The 17,962-nt window shown below is 60.9% G+C and carries 12 protein-coding genes; 6 read left to right on the top strand and 6 right to left on the bottom strand.

The features are described from left to right. Positions 1–5: 5 nt before the first annotated feature. Together ACL2XQ_RS08385 and ACL2XQ_RS08380 are read right to left on the bottom strand one after the other, a co-directional pair. Entirely contained in the window at positions 6–854 is an 849-nt protein-coding gene (locus ACL2XQ_RS08385) for a VOC family protein (RefSeq protein WP_413728591.1), read from the bottom strand. A 166-nt stretch (positions 855–1,020) separates the two neighbouring features. Further along, complete coding sequence (locus tag ACL2XQ_RS08380) at positions 1,021–1,965, bottom strand: AraC family transcriptional regulator (RefSeq protein ID WP_413740254.1); 945 nt, start codon at positions 1,963–1,965, stop codon at positions 1,021–1,023. A 190-nt stretch (positions 1,966–2,155) separates the two neighbouring features. Between ACL2XQ_RS08380 and ACL2XQ_RS08375 the strand changes: the two genes are divergently transcribed. The 3 genes from ACL2XQ_RS08375 to ACL2XQ_RS08365 all read left to right on the top strand — a co-directional run bounded on the left by ACL2XQ_RS08375 (position 2,156) and on the right by ACL2XQ_RS08365 (position 4,272). Continuing rightward, the gene (locus ACL2XQ_RS08375; RefSeq protein ID WP_413740253.1) at positions 2,156–2,401 is read left to right on the top strand and encodes an Atu4866 domain-containing protein; all 246 of its coding nucleotides are present in this window, start codon (positions 2,156–2,158) and stop codon (positions 2,399–2,401) included. A gap of 16 nt (positions 2,402–2,417) precedes the next feature. Further along, on the top strand, positions 2,418–3,155 hold the full coding sequence (locus tag ACL2XQ_RS08370; protein ID WP_413740252.1) for an SDR family oxidoreductase: 738 nt from the start codon (positions 2,418–2,420) through the stop codon (positions 3,153–3,155). A gap of 466 nt (positions 3,156–3,621) precedes the next feature. Continuing rightward, positions 3,622–4,272 carry an HAD-IA family hydrolase gene (locus ACL2XQ_RS08365; protein WP_413740251.1) on the top strand — a complete coding sequence of 217 codons (651 nt, stop codon included), beginning with the start codon at positions 3,622–3,624 and terminating at the stop codon, positions 4,270–4,272. 123 nt (positions 4,273–4,395) lie between these two features. On the opposite strand, the gene ACL2XQ_RS08360 is transcribed toward ACL2XQ_RS08365, so the two are convergent. Beyond that, complete coding sequence (locus tag ACL2XQ_RS08360) at positions 4,396–9,150, bottom strand: ATP-dependent helicase (RefSeq protein ID WP_413740250.1); 4,755 nt, start codon at positions 9,148–9,150, stop codon at positions 4,396–4,398. A gap of 467 nt (positions 9,151–9,617) precedes the next feature. Between ACL2XQ_RS08360 and ACL2XQ_RS08355 the strand changes: the two genes are divergently transcribed. The 3 genes from ACL2XQ_RS08355 to araC all read left to right on the top strand — a co-directional run bounded on the left by ACL2XQ_RS08355 (position 9,618) and on the right by araC (position 13,988). After that, positions 9,618–11,654, top strand: a complete 2,037-nt coding sequence (locus tag ACL2XQ_RS08355; RefSeq protein ID WP_413740249.1) for a beta-galactosidase — start codon at positions 9,618–9,620, stop codon at positions 11,652–11,654. Further along, entirely contained in the window at positions 11,654–13,027 is a 1,374-nt protein-coding gene (locus ACL2XQ_RS08350; protein ID WP_413740248.1) for an MFS transporter, read from the top strand. Before ACL2XQ_RS08355 ends, ACL2XQ_RS08350 begins: the two co-directional genes overlap by 1 nt. A 91-nt stretch (positions 13,028–13,118) precedes the next feature. Then, complete coding sequence (gene araC, locus ACL2XQ_RS08345; RefSeq protein WP_410016569.1) at positions 13,119–13,988, top strand: arabinose operon transcriptional regulator AraC; 870 nt, start codon at positions 13,119–13,121, stop codon at positions 13,986–13,988. Positions 13,989–14,134: 146 nt separating this feature from the next. Here araC and ACL2XQ_RS08340 read toward each other — a convergent pair whose 3' ends face one another. The 3 genes from ACL2XQ_RS08340 to ACL2XQ_RS08330 all read right to left on the bottom strand — a co-directional run bounded on the left by ACL2XQ_RS08340 (position 14,135) and on the right by ACL2XQ_RS08330 (position 17,954). After that, positions 14,135–15,517: an MFS transporter gene (locus ACL2XQ_RS08340; protein WP_413728804.1), complete on the bottom strand. Its 1,383-nt coding sequence runs from the start codon at positions 15,515–15,517 to the stop codon at positions 14,135–14,137. A 147-nt stretch (positions 15,518–15,664) separates the two neighbouring features. Next, positions 15,665–16,546 carry an aldose 1-epimerase gene (locus ACL2XQ_RS08335; RefSeq protein ID WP_413740247.1) on the bottom strand — a complete coding sequence of 294 codons (882 nt, stop codon included), beginning with the start codon at positions 16,544–16,546 and terminating at the stop codon, positions 15,665–15,667. Next, positions 16,524–17,954: a sugar porter family MFS transporter gene (locus ACL2XQ_RS08330; protein ID WP_410015572.1), complete on the bottom strand. Its 1,431-nt coding sequence runs from the start codon at positions 17,952–17,954 to the stop codon at positions 16,524–16,526. Before ACL2XQ_RS08330 ends, ACL2XQ_RS08335 begins: the two co-directional genes overlap by 23 nt. Positions 17,955–17,962: the final 8 nt, after the last annotated feature.

Raw genomic sequence — 17,962 nt, 5'->3', positions numbered from 1 at the left:
GAAAATCAAGAGGCTGCGAACAGCAGGGCGACATTGAAGGCGCGGTCGGCGCTAACCAGCAAGGTATCCGGCGCCGGGGATAAGGTCTGGATGCCGCTGCGCTGAAAATAGTCGGTGGTGGCGCTCAGCGACGAGACCGCAAATTCCAGCGCCACCATGCGCTCGGCGCCGTTTTCGCCTGCCGGGACCGGCCCATACAGCCCGGCGGCCCGCTGCGGGGTGATAAATCGCACCCGGGTTTTGTCCGCCTGCAGCCAATAGCCGCCCTGGCCGTCGTCATGAATAGCCTTATGACCAAACAGCGTGCCGTAAAGGCCGGCCACCGCCGCGGGGTCGGCCGCGGCAATCACAAAGGCGCTGATATCGACGACGCCGTTGGGATGCCGGCGCCATGGGGCGCGCCAGACCAGTTCCGGCGTTTCATGCTGGCAAAAAAAACTGCGGCCGTTTTTTATCCGCCCGGCGGCCAGCCTGACGGTACGAAAACGGGCTTCAGGCCGGCTGCCGTCGGGCAGCGTCACGGGACGGAAAAATGAGGCGGGGGGATCGCCGGCCAGACCGACGGATTGCAGATGGCGGTAGACCGCATCGGCGTCAGTGGTTTTCCACACCAGGCCGGTGAGCCCGAGGGGCGCGTTCCACAGGTCCTGGCGTTTATCGGCGTTGCCCGCCTCAAACCCCAGCAGCTCAAAATAGTTTTCGCCAAAAATGGCCAGATGGTTGCTGGAGCCCAGGGAATGGTGACCGCGCGGCGTCAACTGGAACCCTAAAAGCGTAAATAATCGCTGCGTTTCATCAAGCTTGCCCGCGACGTTAATCACCGCGTGATCCACTACCGGAATTAAGGCATCCATTAACTTTTACCTGACTATCCAATAACTAAACAGAGGTATAACTCTAACCAAGGCATGGACGGATGCAAAAGTACAAATCCGGTAAAGGTTAACCGGAAACCGGCTAACCGAATCGCCGCCAGTCGTGTGGATGCGTCAGGGTATTGCTGGACGTCGGGAACGGCGCTCAGTGCGCCAGGGTAAACTCGGAAAGGGGCTTTGCGGGGGACAACGAAAACGACGCCTTCATATCGCGAACCTCTTCCATGGGGCTGCGGCCAAAGAATCGCTTGAATTCGCGACTGAACTGCGAGGGGCTGTCATAGCCGACCCGGGACGAAGCGGATGCCGCGGTCAGGCCATCACGGATCATCAGTAGCCGGGCCTGGTGCAATCGCGTCGACTTGATGTACTGGATGGGCGATGTTTGGGTCACCGTCTTGAAATGGGCATGAAAGGCAGGCACGCTCATGCCGGCTTCGCCGGCTAAATGCGCGACATCCAATGACTGCGCATAATCGGCATGGATCCGGCGCAATGCCTTGGCAACGCGGCCGAACTGGCCCTGATGCGCCAAAGCCGCCCGCATGGCGCCCCCTTGTTCCCCGACCAGTACGCGGTAATAAATCTCCCTCACCACCGCGGGGCCCAATATGTGCGCGTCGCGCGGACAGGTCATGATTTCAAGCAATCGCAGCGTGGCATCGGCCAATGCGCCGCTCAGCGGGGTTGAGGCGATACCCAAGGGTATGCCGGGCACGGCCTGTGGGCCCAAATGATTTATTTGCAACATCAAATCGGCCACTTGCGTCAGATCTAAGCTTATGGCGACGGCCAGCATCGGTTCGGATGCGCTCGCCTCGGTTTGGGTGGAAAAGGGCAAGGGCACCGACAATACCAGGTAATGCTGGGCGTCATAAACATAAACATCGCTGCCAAGAAAGCCGCGCTTACGTCCCTGGCAAACAATCACGATGCTCGGTTCATATAAAACGGGCGTTCGTCCCAAAGGCCGGTCCGAGCGCATAAAGCGAACGGCATCCAGCGCGGACAGCGTGTAGCCCTCATTGGGCGCCAATTGCGTCAGCAGCGCCGACATCCGCTGGGTGGTGGTGTCCTCGATTGCCGCCATATGCCATCGTCTCCCGTTGCGGCCGTTCAGAGGAATCAGCCATCGTTTCGCCAACCTTAAGGGAAATAAATCACCAGCGCAATAGGAATAGGCAATGATGCAATAGCCATGGCTATTCCCGCAACGGCGCCCCACTCCTACTATAGGCCTTCGGCCCGTTATTGTTGCCAGGACACAGGAGGCAGCCGTCATGAATCACAACAGGTACGTCGGCGTTTGGGTGACAGCCGATGGCTACATTCGCCATGAGCTGCTTGCCAACGGCCGCTACGACGAGGCCCGGGGCACGCGCAAAAGCGCCTATCGGGGCAGCTACCGCATTGAAGGCGATCATATCCTGTATTGCGACGATACCGGCTTTTCCGCCGACGGCAACTTCCGTGACGGCGTTTTATACCACGCCGGCATGGTGCTGCGCCGCGAGATAACCCACTGAAAAGGAGTCAGCCATTATGGCCGTAACTACAGAATCCAAAGTCATCCTTATTACCGGCGCCAGCAGCGGCATCGGCGAGGCCACCGCGCGGCTTCTCGCCAGCCAGAAACACCAGCTCGTCATCGGCGCCCGCCGCACGGAGCGGCTGGCCGCGCTGGCCGGGGAGATCCAGGCCAGCGGCGGCTCGGTCTGCTTTCGGGCGCTTGACGTCACGTCGGCAAAGGACGTCGATGACTTTGCCAGGTTTGCCCAAGAGACCTTTGGCCGCATCGACGTCATCGTCAACAATGCGGGCGTCATGCCGCTTTCGCCTCTGGCCGCGCGCAAGGTGGACGAGTGGGATCGGATGATCGACGTGAATATCCGCGGCGTCCTGCACGGCATCGCGGCGGTGCTGCCCGTCATGACGCAGCAGGGCCATGGCCAGGTGATCAACGTGTCTTCCATCGGCGGGCTGTCGGTATCGCCCACGGCGGCGGTGTACTGCGCAACCAAATACGCGGTACGCGCCATCTCCGACGGCCTGCGCCAAGAGTCCGACGCGATCCGCGTAACGGTTATCTGCCCGGGCGTGGTCGAATCGGAACTGGCCGACCAGATTTCCGACGAAACGGCCCGCAACGCCATGCGCGAATTCCGCCGCATCGCATTAACGCCGGATGCCGTCGCGCGCGCCATAGCCTATGCGATCGCGCAGCCCGACGATGTCGACGTTAGCGAAATCGTCGTTCGACCCACGGCCAGTCCCTACTGATTTTATCAACCCTTCGCAGTTGCAAGGGGTGCGCGGGATATCCGGAATATCACGCAAAACGTCCAGCATGGACAAAGCAGGCTATCCCGTCGGCGCGGTGGCCATGACCTTAATCAAGGGACATATCATGAAAACAACTGAGAAAATAGGGTTCATTACGGGTGCGTCGTAAGGCATCGCCAATGAACTGGCATTGCAGAAGATGCAGGATGTGCGTGCAGACATTGATGCCTGGCAGGGAACGGCGCAAGCGACCGACTTCACCGATTGACCGCCTGCGCGCGCCATTTAACGGGCCCGGGGGGGAATGAGGTAAAAGACGGCCGCCTGATATTGCGGCGCTGGCATGTCGGCTATTGCGGCCGTTGATCTTGCCGAGACTGTCGTTGATACTGGCATACGCCCGGATTGTCCCGCCCGCAACGGCGCCATAGGCGGGGCGCCGCAAACCTATCCCGGAGAGACTATGTACACAGACCAGCGCTTTGCCGCTTTCCTGTTCGATATGGACGGCACCCTGCTCAACTCCATTGCCTCGGCCGAACGCGTCTGGTCGCGCTGGGCCGCGCGGCACGGGCTGGACGTGGCGACGTTTCTGCCCACCATCCACGGGGTGCGCAGTGTCGAAACCATTCGCCGCCTGAACCTGCCGGGCGTCGACCCCGAGGCCGAGGCCCGGGCAATCACCCAGGCGGAGATCGAGGATACCGACGGCATCGTCCCGATTGCCCATGCCCCGGATTTCCTGGCCGTGCTGCCACCGGACCGCTGGGCTATCGTTACATCCGCCCCGCGGGAACTGGCCTTGCGCCGCCTGCGGGCCGCCGGACTGAGGGTGCCTGCGCTGCTGATAAGCGCCGAAGACGTGGTCCGCGGCAAACCCGCGCCTGACTGCTACCTGATGGCCGCCGATCGGCTGGGGGTCGACGCCGGCCGGTGCCTGGTATTCGAAGACGCGCCGGCCGGGATTGCCGCGGCTGAAGCGGCGGGGGCCAGGGTGGTGGTCATCACGGCGACGCACCGCCATCCGATGCGGGTTCGCCACCTTGCCCTGGCGGATTATGGCGAATACCGGGCAGTGGCGGATACCGGCGGGCTGATACTGGCGCGGCGGTAAATCAGGGCGGCGGCATGGCAAGGCCAGGTCGGGTGCGGCAAGCCTTGCCAACCCTTCCTGCGGAACCTGGGCTGGGGCGCCACAGGCGCTATACCGCGCCGTGGCCCTCCCCGCGCGCCCGGTTCACCCGTACCAGGCATATCCCCTGGGCACGCGCGAGAAGCCGGCCGCGGACAAAGCGTGCGCGACCGGGCTGCCATGCGCCGGCCGGCCGTCGACATCCTCAAGCGTAAACACGCGGCGTTTCTCGCGCTGCAGCGCGGCGGCCAGCGCGCGCAAACCGCTGGCCCGCCATCCGATGTCGTCGTTATCGATAAAGGTTAACAGCTGGCGGCCGCTTTGCGCCAGATAGTATGCCAGCCTGCCGTTGCAGATCACCACCATGGCGCCGACGCGCCGGGCCGGACGCAGGTCTGCCGGGTTGGACGGCCAGGGCAACAGCCAGCCGAAGGGATTGGCCGGATCGCTGGCCGACAGCGCCACCGGTTCGCCGGACGCCGCATCCGTTTGCGCCAATTCACGCAGGCGTTCTATACAGTCCTTATCGGCAAACTGCGCGGCGCCCAGGCCGGTGATAAAGCGCCCACGCAGCACGCGGCCCGCCTCTTCCATCCGCCGCAGCACCGGCATCAGCGCGGGAAAGCCTCCCGGCACCTGCTCGGCCATCGCCACGCCGCGGCTTACCACGCCATAGCGGTCGAACAGATTCTCGACCTGGGTCAGCATCCTGAGGGTCGGGCTGGCCGCCTCGCCGGCCAGCAATGACCAGCGGCCGGCCAGGACCGCATCGCCGAACCGGGCGTTCCGCGCCGATATCGGTTTGGCCGGCGCCCACACCGGTACCCAGCCCGCCACCTGGCGCCGGTGCCGTGGGACGCGGGCCGGGCGCGAACGGGTGGGCGGGCGTATCCCCGTCAGCGCGCGCAGCGGCGACCAGGTGTCGCTGGTGAGACGGCCTTGCCAGACGAGATCCCAAACGGTTTCCGCCATTTCAGCGGGCGCTATTTCCGCCCCGGCCTCCTGGCCGGGCCCGGCCGCCAGGCGCGCCTGGACGAGCGGCGCCAGTTGACGGACAAAATAGGCGCCGCCATCGGCCAGCACGGCGAGAATGGACTGTTGCAGCGCGGAGGCGGTTGACGTGCCGGCCTCATCATTCACCCGCGGCAGCGTTGCGCCGGCGTTTTCGCGCAGATGCAGGGAGACCAGTCCATCGTCGTCGCCAAGCGCGCCATGGCCGGCCCAAACCACCTCGCCGGCGGCAATCAGCTCATCCAGCATCGACGGATGATAGTCATGGACCCTGGCGGGCAAAATCTGGCGTTCCCACAGTGAAGCCGGCAACGCGACCCCCGCCAGTTGCTCGATGACCCGGGCGACGCCCTCGACGCCTTCAAATGCGCCGAGCGCGGCGGACGGGTCGGGATCCGACGCCGGCGCGGCGGCGTCGGTCAGTACGCCCTGGCGCTCCAGCACCAGCCGCACCACGGCCTCGCGCGGCACCGGCCGGGTCGCCTCGCGCGCCGCCTGCAAAGAGCGCGCCCGCAAACGGCGGAATACCTCATCCCACACCCACCGGCGCTGCTGGCCGCCGTCGGCGGGCGCGCCGGTGTCGGTGTCCGGTCCGGGCCCGCCCGCGACGTTGCAGGGTAACACCCTGCCCTGATCGCGCAGGCGCTCCAGTTGCTCATTCACAATGGCCACGCCCAGCCCAAAGTGCGCCGCCGCCTGCGCTGGGGTAAAAGGCGCGTGCGTGCGCGCATAGCGGCTGAGCAACTCGCGCAGGGGATCGCCGGCCGCCTGCAAAAACGCGGCCGGAATGCCCGGCGGTAAAGCTATCCCCAGCGCATCGCGCAGGCGGGCGGCATCTTCTATGCCGGCCCAGCGCGCCTCGCCCGCGATGCGTACGGGAATAATCCGCGCCGCCGCCGCCAGCTGCGCCAGATAATCGCCGGCACCGTCGCCATCGGCCAGGCGCGCGGCGATTTCCGGGCGCGACAGGGGACCGAGCTCGCGCAACAGGTCGGCCACCCCTTCAGCGCCCTTTGCGCGCCGAGCGGCGGCGGTGCGCTGCAATTCCTGACCGACCCGTTCCACCACCCGGGGGTCGAGCAGCTCGCCAAGCTCCACCTGACCCAGCAGTTCGCCGAGCAGGCCGCTGTCCAGCGACAGTACGGACGCCCGTCGTTCCGCCAGCGGCGCATCGCCCTGGTACATAAACTCAATGACATAGCCGAACAGCAGATTAGCCGCAAACGGCGAGGGGATCTCGGTGGTAACCTCCCGCATGCGCACCGCGCCGTCATTGATGCGCTGCATCAGCGCCTGCAATGCCCCCAGATCATATACGTCCTGCAAACATTCCCTGGCGGTCTCGATGATCAGCGGAAAATCGTCATGCTCCCGGGCAATTTCCAGCAGCTGACCGGCGCGCAAGCGCTGCTGCCACAACGGCGAGCGTTTGCCGGGGCGCCGACGCGGCAGCAGCAAGGCGCGCGCCGCGCATTCGCGAAAGCGGGCGATAAACAGCGCCGACTGTCCCACCGCATCGGTGACGATTTGCGGCAGCGTGTGGGGATCGAACACAAACAGTTCCGCGCCGGGAAGTCGGCCGACGCTGTCCGGTATGCGGACAATAATACCGTCGTCGCTGGCGACGACGGCGGGATCGACTTTTAAACGCTGGTGGACGCGCGCGGCGATGGCCAGCGCCCAGGGGCCGTGCACGCGCTGGCCATAAGGCGAGTGCAGCATGACCCGCCAGTCGCCGCTCTCGTCGCGGCAGCGCTCAATCACCAGCGTTTGATCGGTGGGCAGCACCTCGGTGGCGTCGCGTTGCTCCGCCACCAGTTCGACCAGATTAGTGATGGCGTTATCATCCAGACCCGCGGCCTTAAGCCGCGCCGCCAGCGGGTGGTCCTGCGCCAACGGGCCGCGGATGCCCGCCGTCGCCGCCTCCGCCTCGCGCAGGAAGACGCCGATGGCCTCCCCCAGTTCGGCCGGCCGGCCGGCATTGTCGCCGTGCCAAAACGGCAGGCGGGCGGAGCGGCCCGGCGCCGGGACCACCACCACCTGATCGTGGGTAATCTGCTGGATGCGCCAGGAGGTGGCGCCCAGGGTTATCACATCGTTGACCCGCGACTCGTAGACCATCTCCTCGTCAAGCTCGCCGACCCGACGCGCGCCGCTTTTTTCCTCGCCTTGCGGCAAGACGACGCTGAACATGCCGCGATCGGGAATGGTGCCGCCGCTGATCACCGCCAATTGCTGCGCCCCCGGGCGGGCGGTAAGCAAACCGCTCGCCCGATCCCAGACCAGCCGCGGGCGAAACTCGCCGAACGCCTCCGACGGATAGCGGCCGGCCAGCATATCCAGGGTGGCGTCGAAGGCGCTGCGCGGCAGGGCGCGAAACGGATCCGCGCGCCGCACCCGCACGAACCACTCCTCGATATTCAGCGGTTCCATGGCCACCGCGGCCACGGTCTGCTGCGCCAGCACATCGAGCGGGTTACGCGGCGGCGCCACGGATTCCAGCCGTCCGGCCAGCATGCGCTCCACCGTCACGGCGGCATCGATCACATCACGTCGGGTTCGCGGATAAACCACCCCGGAAGAAATGCCGCCCACCTGATGGCCGGCGCGCCCCACCCGCTGCAGCGCGCTGGCGACCGTTGGCGGCACGCCGACCTGGATAACCTGATCCACCAGTCCCATGTCGATACCGAGTTCCAGGCTGGAGGTGGCGACCACGCAGCGCAGCTCGCCGGATTTAAGCGCCATTTCAATTTCCGCCCGCTGCTCTTTCGACACCGAGCCATGATGGGACCGGGCGACGGTCGGCGGTTCGCCGGCGGCGCGCTTGCCGGTGCCACCCGAATTAGAGAGATAATGTGCGGCCGTCTCCTGCTGCAATGGCGAGACGGCGGCGCGCTCGGCATAGCGTTCATTGAGCCTGGCCGTCAGTTTCTCGGCCAGGCCGCGGGAATTGGTAAAGACAATGGTGGAACGGCAGGCGAGGATTTGCTCGAGGATGCTGGCTTCCACATGCGGCCAGATCGACCCCGCGCGCCCGGTAGCCCGCATCTCCGGCGCGGCGTCGTCGCGCGCCGGTATCGCGGTCATATCCTCCACCGGCACCACGATGCGCATCGCAAGGGGCCGCCTGGACTGCGGGTTAACCACCGTCACCGGCAGCGCGCCGCCCAGGAAACGGGCCACGCGTTCCACCGGGCGCACCGTCGCCGACAGGCCGATACGCTGCGCCGGCGCGGGCAGCAAAGCATCCAGGCGCTCCAGGCTCAGCGCCAGATGCGAACCGCGTTTGCCGCCGGCCACCGCGTGGATCTCGTCGATAATCACCGTGGTCACGCCGCGCAAGGTCTCGCGCGCCCTGGAGGTGAGCATCAGATACAGCGACTCGGGCGTGGTGATCAGGATATCCGGCGGCCGTCTTTGCAGGCCGGCGCGTTCAGCGGCGGGCGTGTCGCCGGTGCGCATACCCACCGTCAGCGTCACCTCGGGATCGCCGCGCCGCCGGCGCCTGGCGCTGACGCCATCCAACGGCACGCTCAGGTTGCGCCGCACATCGGCGCCCAGCGCCTTAATGGGCGAAATGTAAACCACCCGGGTGGCGGTCTGGCGCGCGCGGCCGGGGTCGCGTTCGCGCTCCCGGAACAATCCATCGATGGCGTGCAGAAAGGCCGCCAGCGTCTTGCCCGAACCGGTGGGCGCGATGACCAGCGTGCTGTCGCCGGCGCCAATCGCCGTCCAGGCCGCCTGCTGCGCGGGCGTGGCCGCGTCGAAGGTGGCCGCGAACCAGTCCCGGGTGGCGGGCTGGAACCGGCTTAGGGGATCGGGCGCTGTCTCTCCTGACGTCAGCATCGCGTGCCAGCGCCTGACGGCGCAGTAATGAAACCATGGCGGGGATAAAGAGTTAAAGACATGGCAAGACGTTCCTTTTAAGCTCCGTAAAGCCAACCACCACCGCCTTCCCGCCCCCGGGGCGGGCAAGTAGAGGCGGGACTTGGCAGGCAACAAATAAAAGCTTAGCACCTTGCCGCCGGCGCCATGTCTTTTTACAGTGATATCGTTGATAACCTTCTACAAAAATCTTAAGCCAAAACCCCCGCTATTTTTGTAGTCAAGAGTGAAAAGCCAGCCGACCCGGCACGGACTGGGCATGACCAGGCGCGCGCGGCGGCCGCGTGGCCGGCATTGGCGTTTTGTGACGCGGATCATAACAAATTCCCGGCAGCAGTTTTCTCTATGTCTGCGGCAGCTAATTTAATTTTTATCAGCAGCAATTGGGATATGTTAGCCCTAGCAATCACCGCCACTAAGGGATATTAATGGATAAATTTTTATATGGCGTCGCTTATTATCGTGAATATATGCCAGAAGAAAGACTTGATGATGATATCAAGATGATGAAAGACGCTGGAATAAATTATGTACGTATAGCGGAAAGCACCTGGAGTACTTACGAAAAACAGGATGGCATATTTGATTTTTCATCTGTACTGACAGTAATGGATAAAATGCATAAAAACGGCATTGCCGTTATAATAGGAACACCCACTTACGCCATCCCGGCATGGCTGGTAAAAAAACATCCTTCCGTAATGGCCACGACGCCTCATGGCATCAATAAATACGGGCCTCGACAAAAAATGGATATTACCAGCCCTATTTATTTGCGATATGCGGAAAGAATTATTCGCAAGCTGATGGCGGCGACAGCACATCATCCCGCCGTGATTGGCTTTCAAATTGATAATGAAACAAAATATTACGAAACATCCGGCAGCCATGTGCAGCAAGATTTCGTTAAATATCTGAAATCAATTTTTAATAACGATCTTGATCGGTTAAACAAAGCGTTCGGTCTTGATTACTGGAGCAACCGCGTCGATGCCTGGGAGGATTTCCCTTCCGTGGAGGGCACCATCAATGCCAGCCTGGGAGCGGAATTTCAAAAGTTCCAGCGCGGGCTGGTTACGGAATTTCTCCACTGGCAGGCAGGTATTGTCGGAGAATATAAATCAGACGCGCAGTTTATTACCCATAATTTCGATTTTGACTGGCGCACATATTCTTTTGGCATCCGAAGTGAAGTGGACCATTTTGCGGCGGCCGCTACGCTGACTATTACCGGCATTGATGTTTATCATCCCAGCCAGGATCGCCTGACCGGGGCGGAAATCGCCTTTGCCGGCGATATTGCCCGTACCACAAAGGACGATAATTACCTGGTGCTGGAAACGCAGGCGCAGGCCTTCAAGGAATGGACGCCTTATCCGGGCCAGTTGCGGTTGCAAGCCTTTAGCCATATCGCCTCCGGGGCCAGGCTGGTGGGCTACTGGCACTGGCACTCCATTCACAATTCCTATGAAACCTATTGGAAAGGGTTGCTTAGCCACGATCTGCGGCCCAACCCGGTTTATCATGAAGCGCAACGTATCGGGCGAGAGCTGGCGCAATTGTCGCCGGCGCTTGTGGGCCTGAAAAAAACCAATCGCGTGGCGTTGCTGGTCAGTAATGATAGCCTGACGGCTATTGACTGGCATCCTTACCGGGGTCATCAGTTTGGCCGACCCACGGAGCATCAGTATAATGATGTGTTCCGCGCATATTATGACGCTTTATACCGTCTTAATATCGAAGTGGATATTCTCAGCGCCGACGATGCGCGCATCGACCGCTACGATTTACTGGTGGCCCCGCTACTCTACGCGGCATCGGACGCGGTGCTGACCCGCCTAAACCAATATGTCGCCGCGGGCGGCCACATGATCTACTCCTTTAAATCCGGCTTTGCCAACGAGCATCTGAAGGTCAGGACCCTACCCCAACCCGGCATTATTTCTGAGGCCTGCGGCGTGACCTATCAGCTGTTTGCCGCGCCGGAATGCGTGTCTCTCAGTTCCGATGTGCTGCAATTAAACGCCGTAGACGCCAGGATAGAGGACTGGATGGAGCTGTTGGAAGCCGACACCCCAAGCGTTGAAGTGATCGCACGCTACCAGCATCAGTACTGGGGTAAATATGCGGCAATTACCCGCAACCGATACGGCAAAGGTTCCGCCGTGTATATCGGCTGTCCGCTTTCGCCGGCCGCGTTGGAACAACTGTACGCTTATGTGCTGGGCGATCTTCCGCTGGCGGCGGAACTGTCCGGACATCGCTTCCCGGTGATCCGCAAACGCGCCGAGACGCGCCGGGGTGAAACGGTGCTGTTCTATCTGAACTATTCACATCAACCGCAGCAATTTTCCGTGCCGTGCCGCCGGGGAACAACGTTGTTGAATAATAATGCGGTAAAAAAAGGCGACATTATAAATCTCAATGACTGGGACGTTGCCATTATTTTGGTGGAGGAGGAGTAATGCGCGAAAGAATTCAAAACGAGGACCTAGAGAAAATCAGGTTTTCCGAACGGCTGGCTTTTGGAATCGGCGATTATGGCACCAATCTGACGTATACCATGATGGTGACCTTTCTGGCGTATTTTTATACTGATGTTGTCGGCGTTTCCGCGGTAGTGGTGGGTTCGCTGATGTTTTTCGCCCGTGCTCTTGACGGCGTAATATGTATATTTATCGGTATTCGTATTGATAAAACCAACACCCGCTACGGCAAAGCCCGCCCCTGGTTGTTATGGACCGCGGTGCCCTTCGGCCTGTCGGCGTTCCTGATGTCGACCGTGCCGGATATTAGCTACGGCGCCAAGGTGGCTTACGTTTGCGTTACCTACCTATTGGCCAACATCTTTTTTACCGCCAATAACATCGCCTATGGATCCATGCTGGCGCTGATCACCCGCGACGCTTATGAACGCGGTATCCTCAGCGTATTCCGCAAAGGGCTTTCCACCTGCGGTTCACTGACCGTCGGCGTCTGTACCCTGCCGTTAGTGGCTTTCTTTGGCAATTCGGCCACGTCATGGATCATCGTATTCGGCATTTACGGTTTTTTTACCGCGCTGTTTTTGCTGATAACCGGTATGGGCACCCGGGAAAGGATACGGCCGGTGCGCCAGGACAATACCCGCCATATTACCGCGGGACAGGTAGTGCGCTCGATGCGCGCCAACCGTTACTGGATCATGATTTTCTGTTACCTGCTGGTTACCTTTACCAGCCTGACGGCGCTGACGACCGTGAGCGTTTATTATTCCAAATATATTCTGCAGGATGTTACGCTTATATCCTATATCAGCATGGCGCAATACATCCCAGGATTGCTTACCTTGCTGGTAATCCCCATGCTGATGAAGCACCTGGGCAAGCGCAAACTGGCCATGCTGGGACTGGTGATATGCTGCGTCGCCTATCTGATCCCGTTATTAAATAAGCAGGATTCGCTGTTTATTATCATCTCCACCGCGGTGCGCAGCGTGGGCTTTTGCGGTATCGGCGCCACCATGTTCGCCTTTCTGGCGGATACGATTGATTATGGTGAATGGACCACCAAACTGCGCCTGGAAGGGATCCTGTTCAGCGCCGGCACCCTAGGCCAGACCCTCGGCATGGGGCTTGGCACCGCCAGCGTCGGCTGGATACTCGGCGCCGTCGGTTTCGTCAGCGGGGGCGCCGCCGCCCAACCGCAAAGCGTGGTGTATACCATCGAGTTTATGTTTATTTTCTTCCCGCTTATCCTGGCGGCAATTAATTTACTGATTTTGTATTTTTATAAATTGGATGCTATCTATGACCATCTGGCGGTGGATTTATCGGCAGGGCGCTATCGCCCTGATTGATACCGGGCGCAAAAACAGATAAACAGATAAACAGATATTGTAGCTATTATCATAATGCAATGGACAGACAGGATATCGGGGATTACCCATGGTGAAGATGAATGATGCCGATATGGTAAATTTTTCGCCGCTGATGAAAAGTTTTACCTTCAATGCCTATATGGTATCGGGGTTCACGCCAATTTCACCCGGCAGCAAGCTGGACTTTTTCATAAACCGGCCCAACGGCATGAAAGGATATATGCTTCATCTGACGCAGAAGGGCGAAGGATTGATCCATACCCCCTCCGAGCCTTTTATCTGTCGCCAGGATGATATGCTGCTGTTCCCCCCCGGCATTCCTCATCACTACGGCCGGGCCGAGGGCAGCAACGCCTGGGACCATCTGTGGATTTACTTTATCCCCCGCCCCTATTGGATCGACTGGCTGCATTGGGATGCAACCGGGGATGGCATCGGCAGATTGCGGCTGGATGACAATGTCGAGGACATGACCTTGCTGTTTAAGGAGGTCATCCACCACAACGCGGCCAACGAATCGTTGGCGGACGCGTTGGCGATGAATGCCCTGGAACGCATTATCCTGATGTGCTTCGAGCGGCAGCCCATAAGCAATCGTCATAATCTCGACCCCCGGGTGAAGTCGCTCTGCCAGTACGTCAATGAACATATTGACGAAGAAATCCGCATCGATCATCTGGCGCGCATGACATTTTTATCGCCGTCGCGCCTGGCGCATCTGTTCAAGCGCGAAATGGGACAAACCATCTTTGCCTGGCGGGAAAAGCAGCGCGTTTCCCGCGCCTGCGATTTATTGCAGAAGTCCCATCTGTCCATTGCGCAGATTTCGCTGGCGGTGGGTTATGACGACCCGCTCTATTTTTCCCGCATATTTCGCCATCATCTGGCCGTCAGTCCACGCGATTATCGCAAAAAGTTCGAGAAGATGCCCAGTATATGACATCGTCCACCAGATTATCGGCTATCTGGGACGCGGCCACGCCGGCGCCCAAGGCACATATCATTTCTGAAAAAGCGTCCGCTGGGCGAAGATCCGCAGCGACACCCGCGGATTGATCGTATAGCCCGTGACGAGGCGGCATCAGATCAGATATCTTCCAGATCAAGACCACGCGTTTTCGGGCCGAACACCGCAATCACGCCCATCACAATCAGCATGCTGACCACGATAAACGCGATGACGCCCTGCACGCCCGCATGCTGCAGCAACAGGCCGATAATGATGCTGCTGAACACCGTCGACAGCCGGCTGAAGGAATAACAAAACCCCACGGCGCGGGCGCGGATAAAGGTGGGAAACACCTCCGACTGATAGGAATGGTAGCTGTAGGTCAGCCAGGCGTTGGACCAGGTGACAAAAAAACCGCATATGATAAGCAGCAGCGGATTATTCTGCACCGCGAACAGCGCGCCGAAAATAACGGTCACCAGGCAGGATAAAACGATTTGCCATTTATTTTCCATTTTATCAGCGTAAAGGCTGCATAACAGGGAACCCAGCGGATACGCCAGGGTGATAAAAAAGGCGTACAGCAGACTGTGGGTAATGGTGGCGCCCCGGCCCGCCAGCAGCGCCGGCAGCCAATTGCCGAAACCGAAAAAGCCGATGGCCTGGAAAAAATTCATCACCGACAGCATCAGGGTCCGGCCGCGATAGGGCGCGGACCAGATGTCCCGGAAGGTGCCGGCTTTCGCCGTCGCCGGCGCCTGGTCGCGCCGGGGGAAATCAACGGCGGCGGTAATGCCGCAGCGTCTTTCCATCTCCAACATCACCTCGCGCGCCTCGCGGTAGCGCCGCTGCTGCACCAGCCAGCGCGGCGATTCCGGCAATTTCTTGCGCACCAGCCAGATGACCAGCGACGCCACGGCCCCGGCGATGACCACATAACGCCAGCCGGTCAAGCCGAAAATAGTCTGCGGCACCAGCCACCAGGACATCAGCGCCACCGCGGGCACCGACAGGAACTGGATGAAAAACGAAAAGGCGAACGCCTTGGTGCGCAGACCCGCCGGGGTCCATTCCGCCAGATAGGTGTCGATGGTCACCAGTTCGATGCCCAACCCTACGCCCACCATAAAACGCAGGAAAATAATCCACTCCGCCTGATGCTGAAAAGCCAGGCATAACGAAAACAGGCCGTACCAGGCCAGGGCGAACATAAAGGTCAGCCGGCGGCCATACCTGTCGGCATACGGACTGAGCAGGCTGGCGCCGATAAACAAGCCGAGGAAGGTGGCCGAGGCGAACGCCGCCTGATCGGAGACGCCGAACACCCCCTGCGCGCCGGTATGGAAAATGCCTTCCGCCACCAGTCCGCCGCTGATATAGCCGGTCTGGAACAAATCATACAGCTCAAAAAAACCGCCCAGGGCCAGCAGTATGATAAACCGCCACAGGCCGGCGGTTGCCGGCAAGGCGTCGATGCGAACCGATAAATCTTCTTCATAAATGGTTAATGGGGCCGCCATCTCGGCATTTGAAACGTACGCGTCACTCATTGTTAACCCTGCCATAACAAACATAAGCTTGCATGTTAATGGCTTTTTACTGCGGGAAACAACTCCCTTTAGCAAGATAGTGTATCGCCGCTGCCCGGATTGCCTTCGTGACGCCGGTTAGCCCGGGGAGGACCGCCGCCGCGCCGTCGTCCCGGCCCAGCCGATGCGCATGGCAAGCCGCAGGGTCCCGCCCGGCGCCAGCACCGCCAGTCCCGGCATGCCGGGCTGGTTATGGGCGTTCACCGGATGGGTTTGAGGTTCCAGGCAGATAAAATCGCTGTTTTGCGGCTGATAGACCATCAGGATATCCGTCGCGCTGTCCAGGGTAACGGTGGCGCCGCTGCCGGCATCATGCAATACCGCCCTGCCGGTCCAGCCGGAAAAGGCATTATTCATCCAGCCCGCCCCCGGCAAGCGGGGCGTGGCGAAATCCCAGCCGCTGGGCACCTCTTCCCGCCAGTCCGCCGGCAGGTGATGGGCGCGCTCCGGCCAGTAGCCCCGCGCCTGAAACCACAGCGTCATGGCCGGGGTTTTGCAAAAAAACGGATGAAACCCCAGCCCGAAAGGAAACGTCTGGGCATCGGTATTGGTGATGCTCAGGGTGGCCAGCAGGGCATGGTCCCGCAGTTGATAGCTCAGCTGCGCACGGTAACGGCAGATGTCCGTCAGCGTGCGGGAGAGGGAAAACGCCACCGCGTCGGGCGCAGAGTCCGCCACCGTCCAGGCCGACAGCCAGCCGTCGCCATGTAAAAAAAACCGTTCGTCCCAGGGCGAGCGGGGAAAGGTGATCGTCCGCCCCCGCCAGTTGAACGCATTGCCCTCCACCCGGTTCGCCAGCGGCAGCATCGGGAATAAGGCGCACTCCCCCGGCGGCGCCAGGGGATCCCGTGCCGGGCGCAGGATCGCGATCCCGCTGCGGGTGGCCAGGCTTAATACCGCGCCGCCCTGCGCCCGGCACCGCAAGACGAGCGCCTCGTTACTTAGCGTGATGCTGTTCATAATCCAGCTCCGCCTGGTCGCCGAAGCGTTGTTCCAGCGCCTCCAGCGTGACGCCTTTGGTTTCCGGCACCTTGCGCCAGATAAAGGTAAAACCCGCCAGGCAGATAACGCCGTAGAGCAGGAAACTGCCCGACGCGCCCAGCGCGGCGTTTAACAGCGGGAAGGTGTAGGTCAACAGGAAACAGGCCACCCACAGGGAAAAGGTGCCGACCGCCATCGCCATGCCCCGTACCCGGTTGGGGAAGATTTCCGACAGCAGTACCCAGGTGACCGGCGCCAGGGTCAACGCGTAAATGGCGATGGCCACCAATACCAGCAACAGTACCGGCAGGCCCAGGATGCCCATGGCGTAGGCGGCGGCGATTAAACCGTAGATAATGGTCAGCCCCAGCGACCCCAGCAGCATCAGCTTGCGGCGGCCCAGCTTATCCACCAGCGGCAGGGCGATAAGGGTGAAAATCAGGTTGATAAGGCCGGTGGCGACAATGGATTTGAGCGTATCGTTGATATCGAATCCGGCGGAGGCGAAAATTTCCTGCGCATAATTGAAGATCACATTAATGCCGCACCATTGCTGGAATACCGCCAACACGATGCCGATGATCATCACCGGCCTTACCCGGCGGGAGAACAACTGCGGCAACCGTACCCGGCGGGTATCGTCCCCGGCCATGGACTGGCGGATCTCCGCCAGCATGGTGCGGGCGTATTGGGCGTTGCCGATTTTGGCCAGCACTTTTTCCGCCTGGTCGAAACGGCCCACTTTCACCAGCCAGCGCGGCGACTCCGGCACCATAAACAGCAGCAGCAAAAACGCCACCGCCGGCACCGCGCCGGAGCCGAACATCCAGCGCCAGCCCATCTGGCCGTTCCAGGACTGGGCGATGTCGGCCATGCCGGCATGCGCCGCCACCGGCTCGGCGATCATCAGATTCACCAATTGGGCGGCCAGCACCCCGATAACGATGGTCAACTGATTCACCGCGACAAAAATACCGCGTTTTTCCGCCGGGCTGACTTCGGCGATATACATCGGCGATAATGCCGACGCCAGGCCGATGCCGAGCCCGCCGATAATGCGAAACGCCACGAATAAAGAGAAATTATGCGCCATCGCCGCGCCCCAGGCCGACAGGGTAAACATCACCGCCGCCAGCAGCAGGGGCAGCTTGCGGCCAAAGCGCTCGGACAAGGTGCCGGAGGCGATGGCGCCCGCCACGCAGCCCGCCAGGGCGGAACTCATCGCCCAGCCGGACTGGGCCGGATTGGTAATACCAAAATAGGCTTCATAGAACGGCTTGGCGCCGCCTATCACCACCCAGTCATAACCGAACAGCAGACCGCCGCAGGCGGCCACCAGGCAGATAGCCCAGACGTAGGGTAAATTCAACGGACTTGTGCTTTTCATGAGACCAC

This window comes from Sodalis sp. RH14 (assembly GCF_047324285.1).
GTDB lineage: Bacteria > Pseudomonadota > Gammaproteobacteria > Enterobacterales > Enterobacteriaceae > Acerihabitans.
This window is presented reverse-complemented; position numbering and strand designations above follow the sequence as displayed.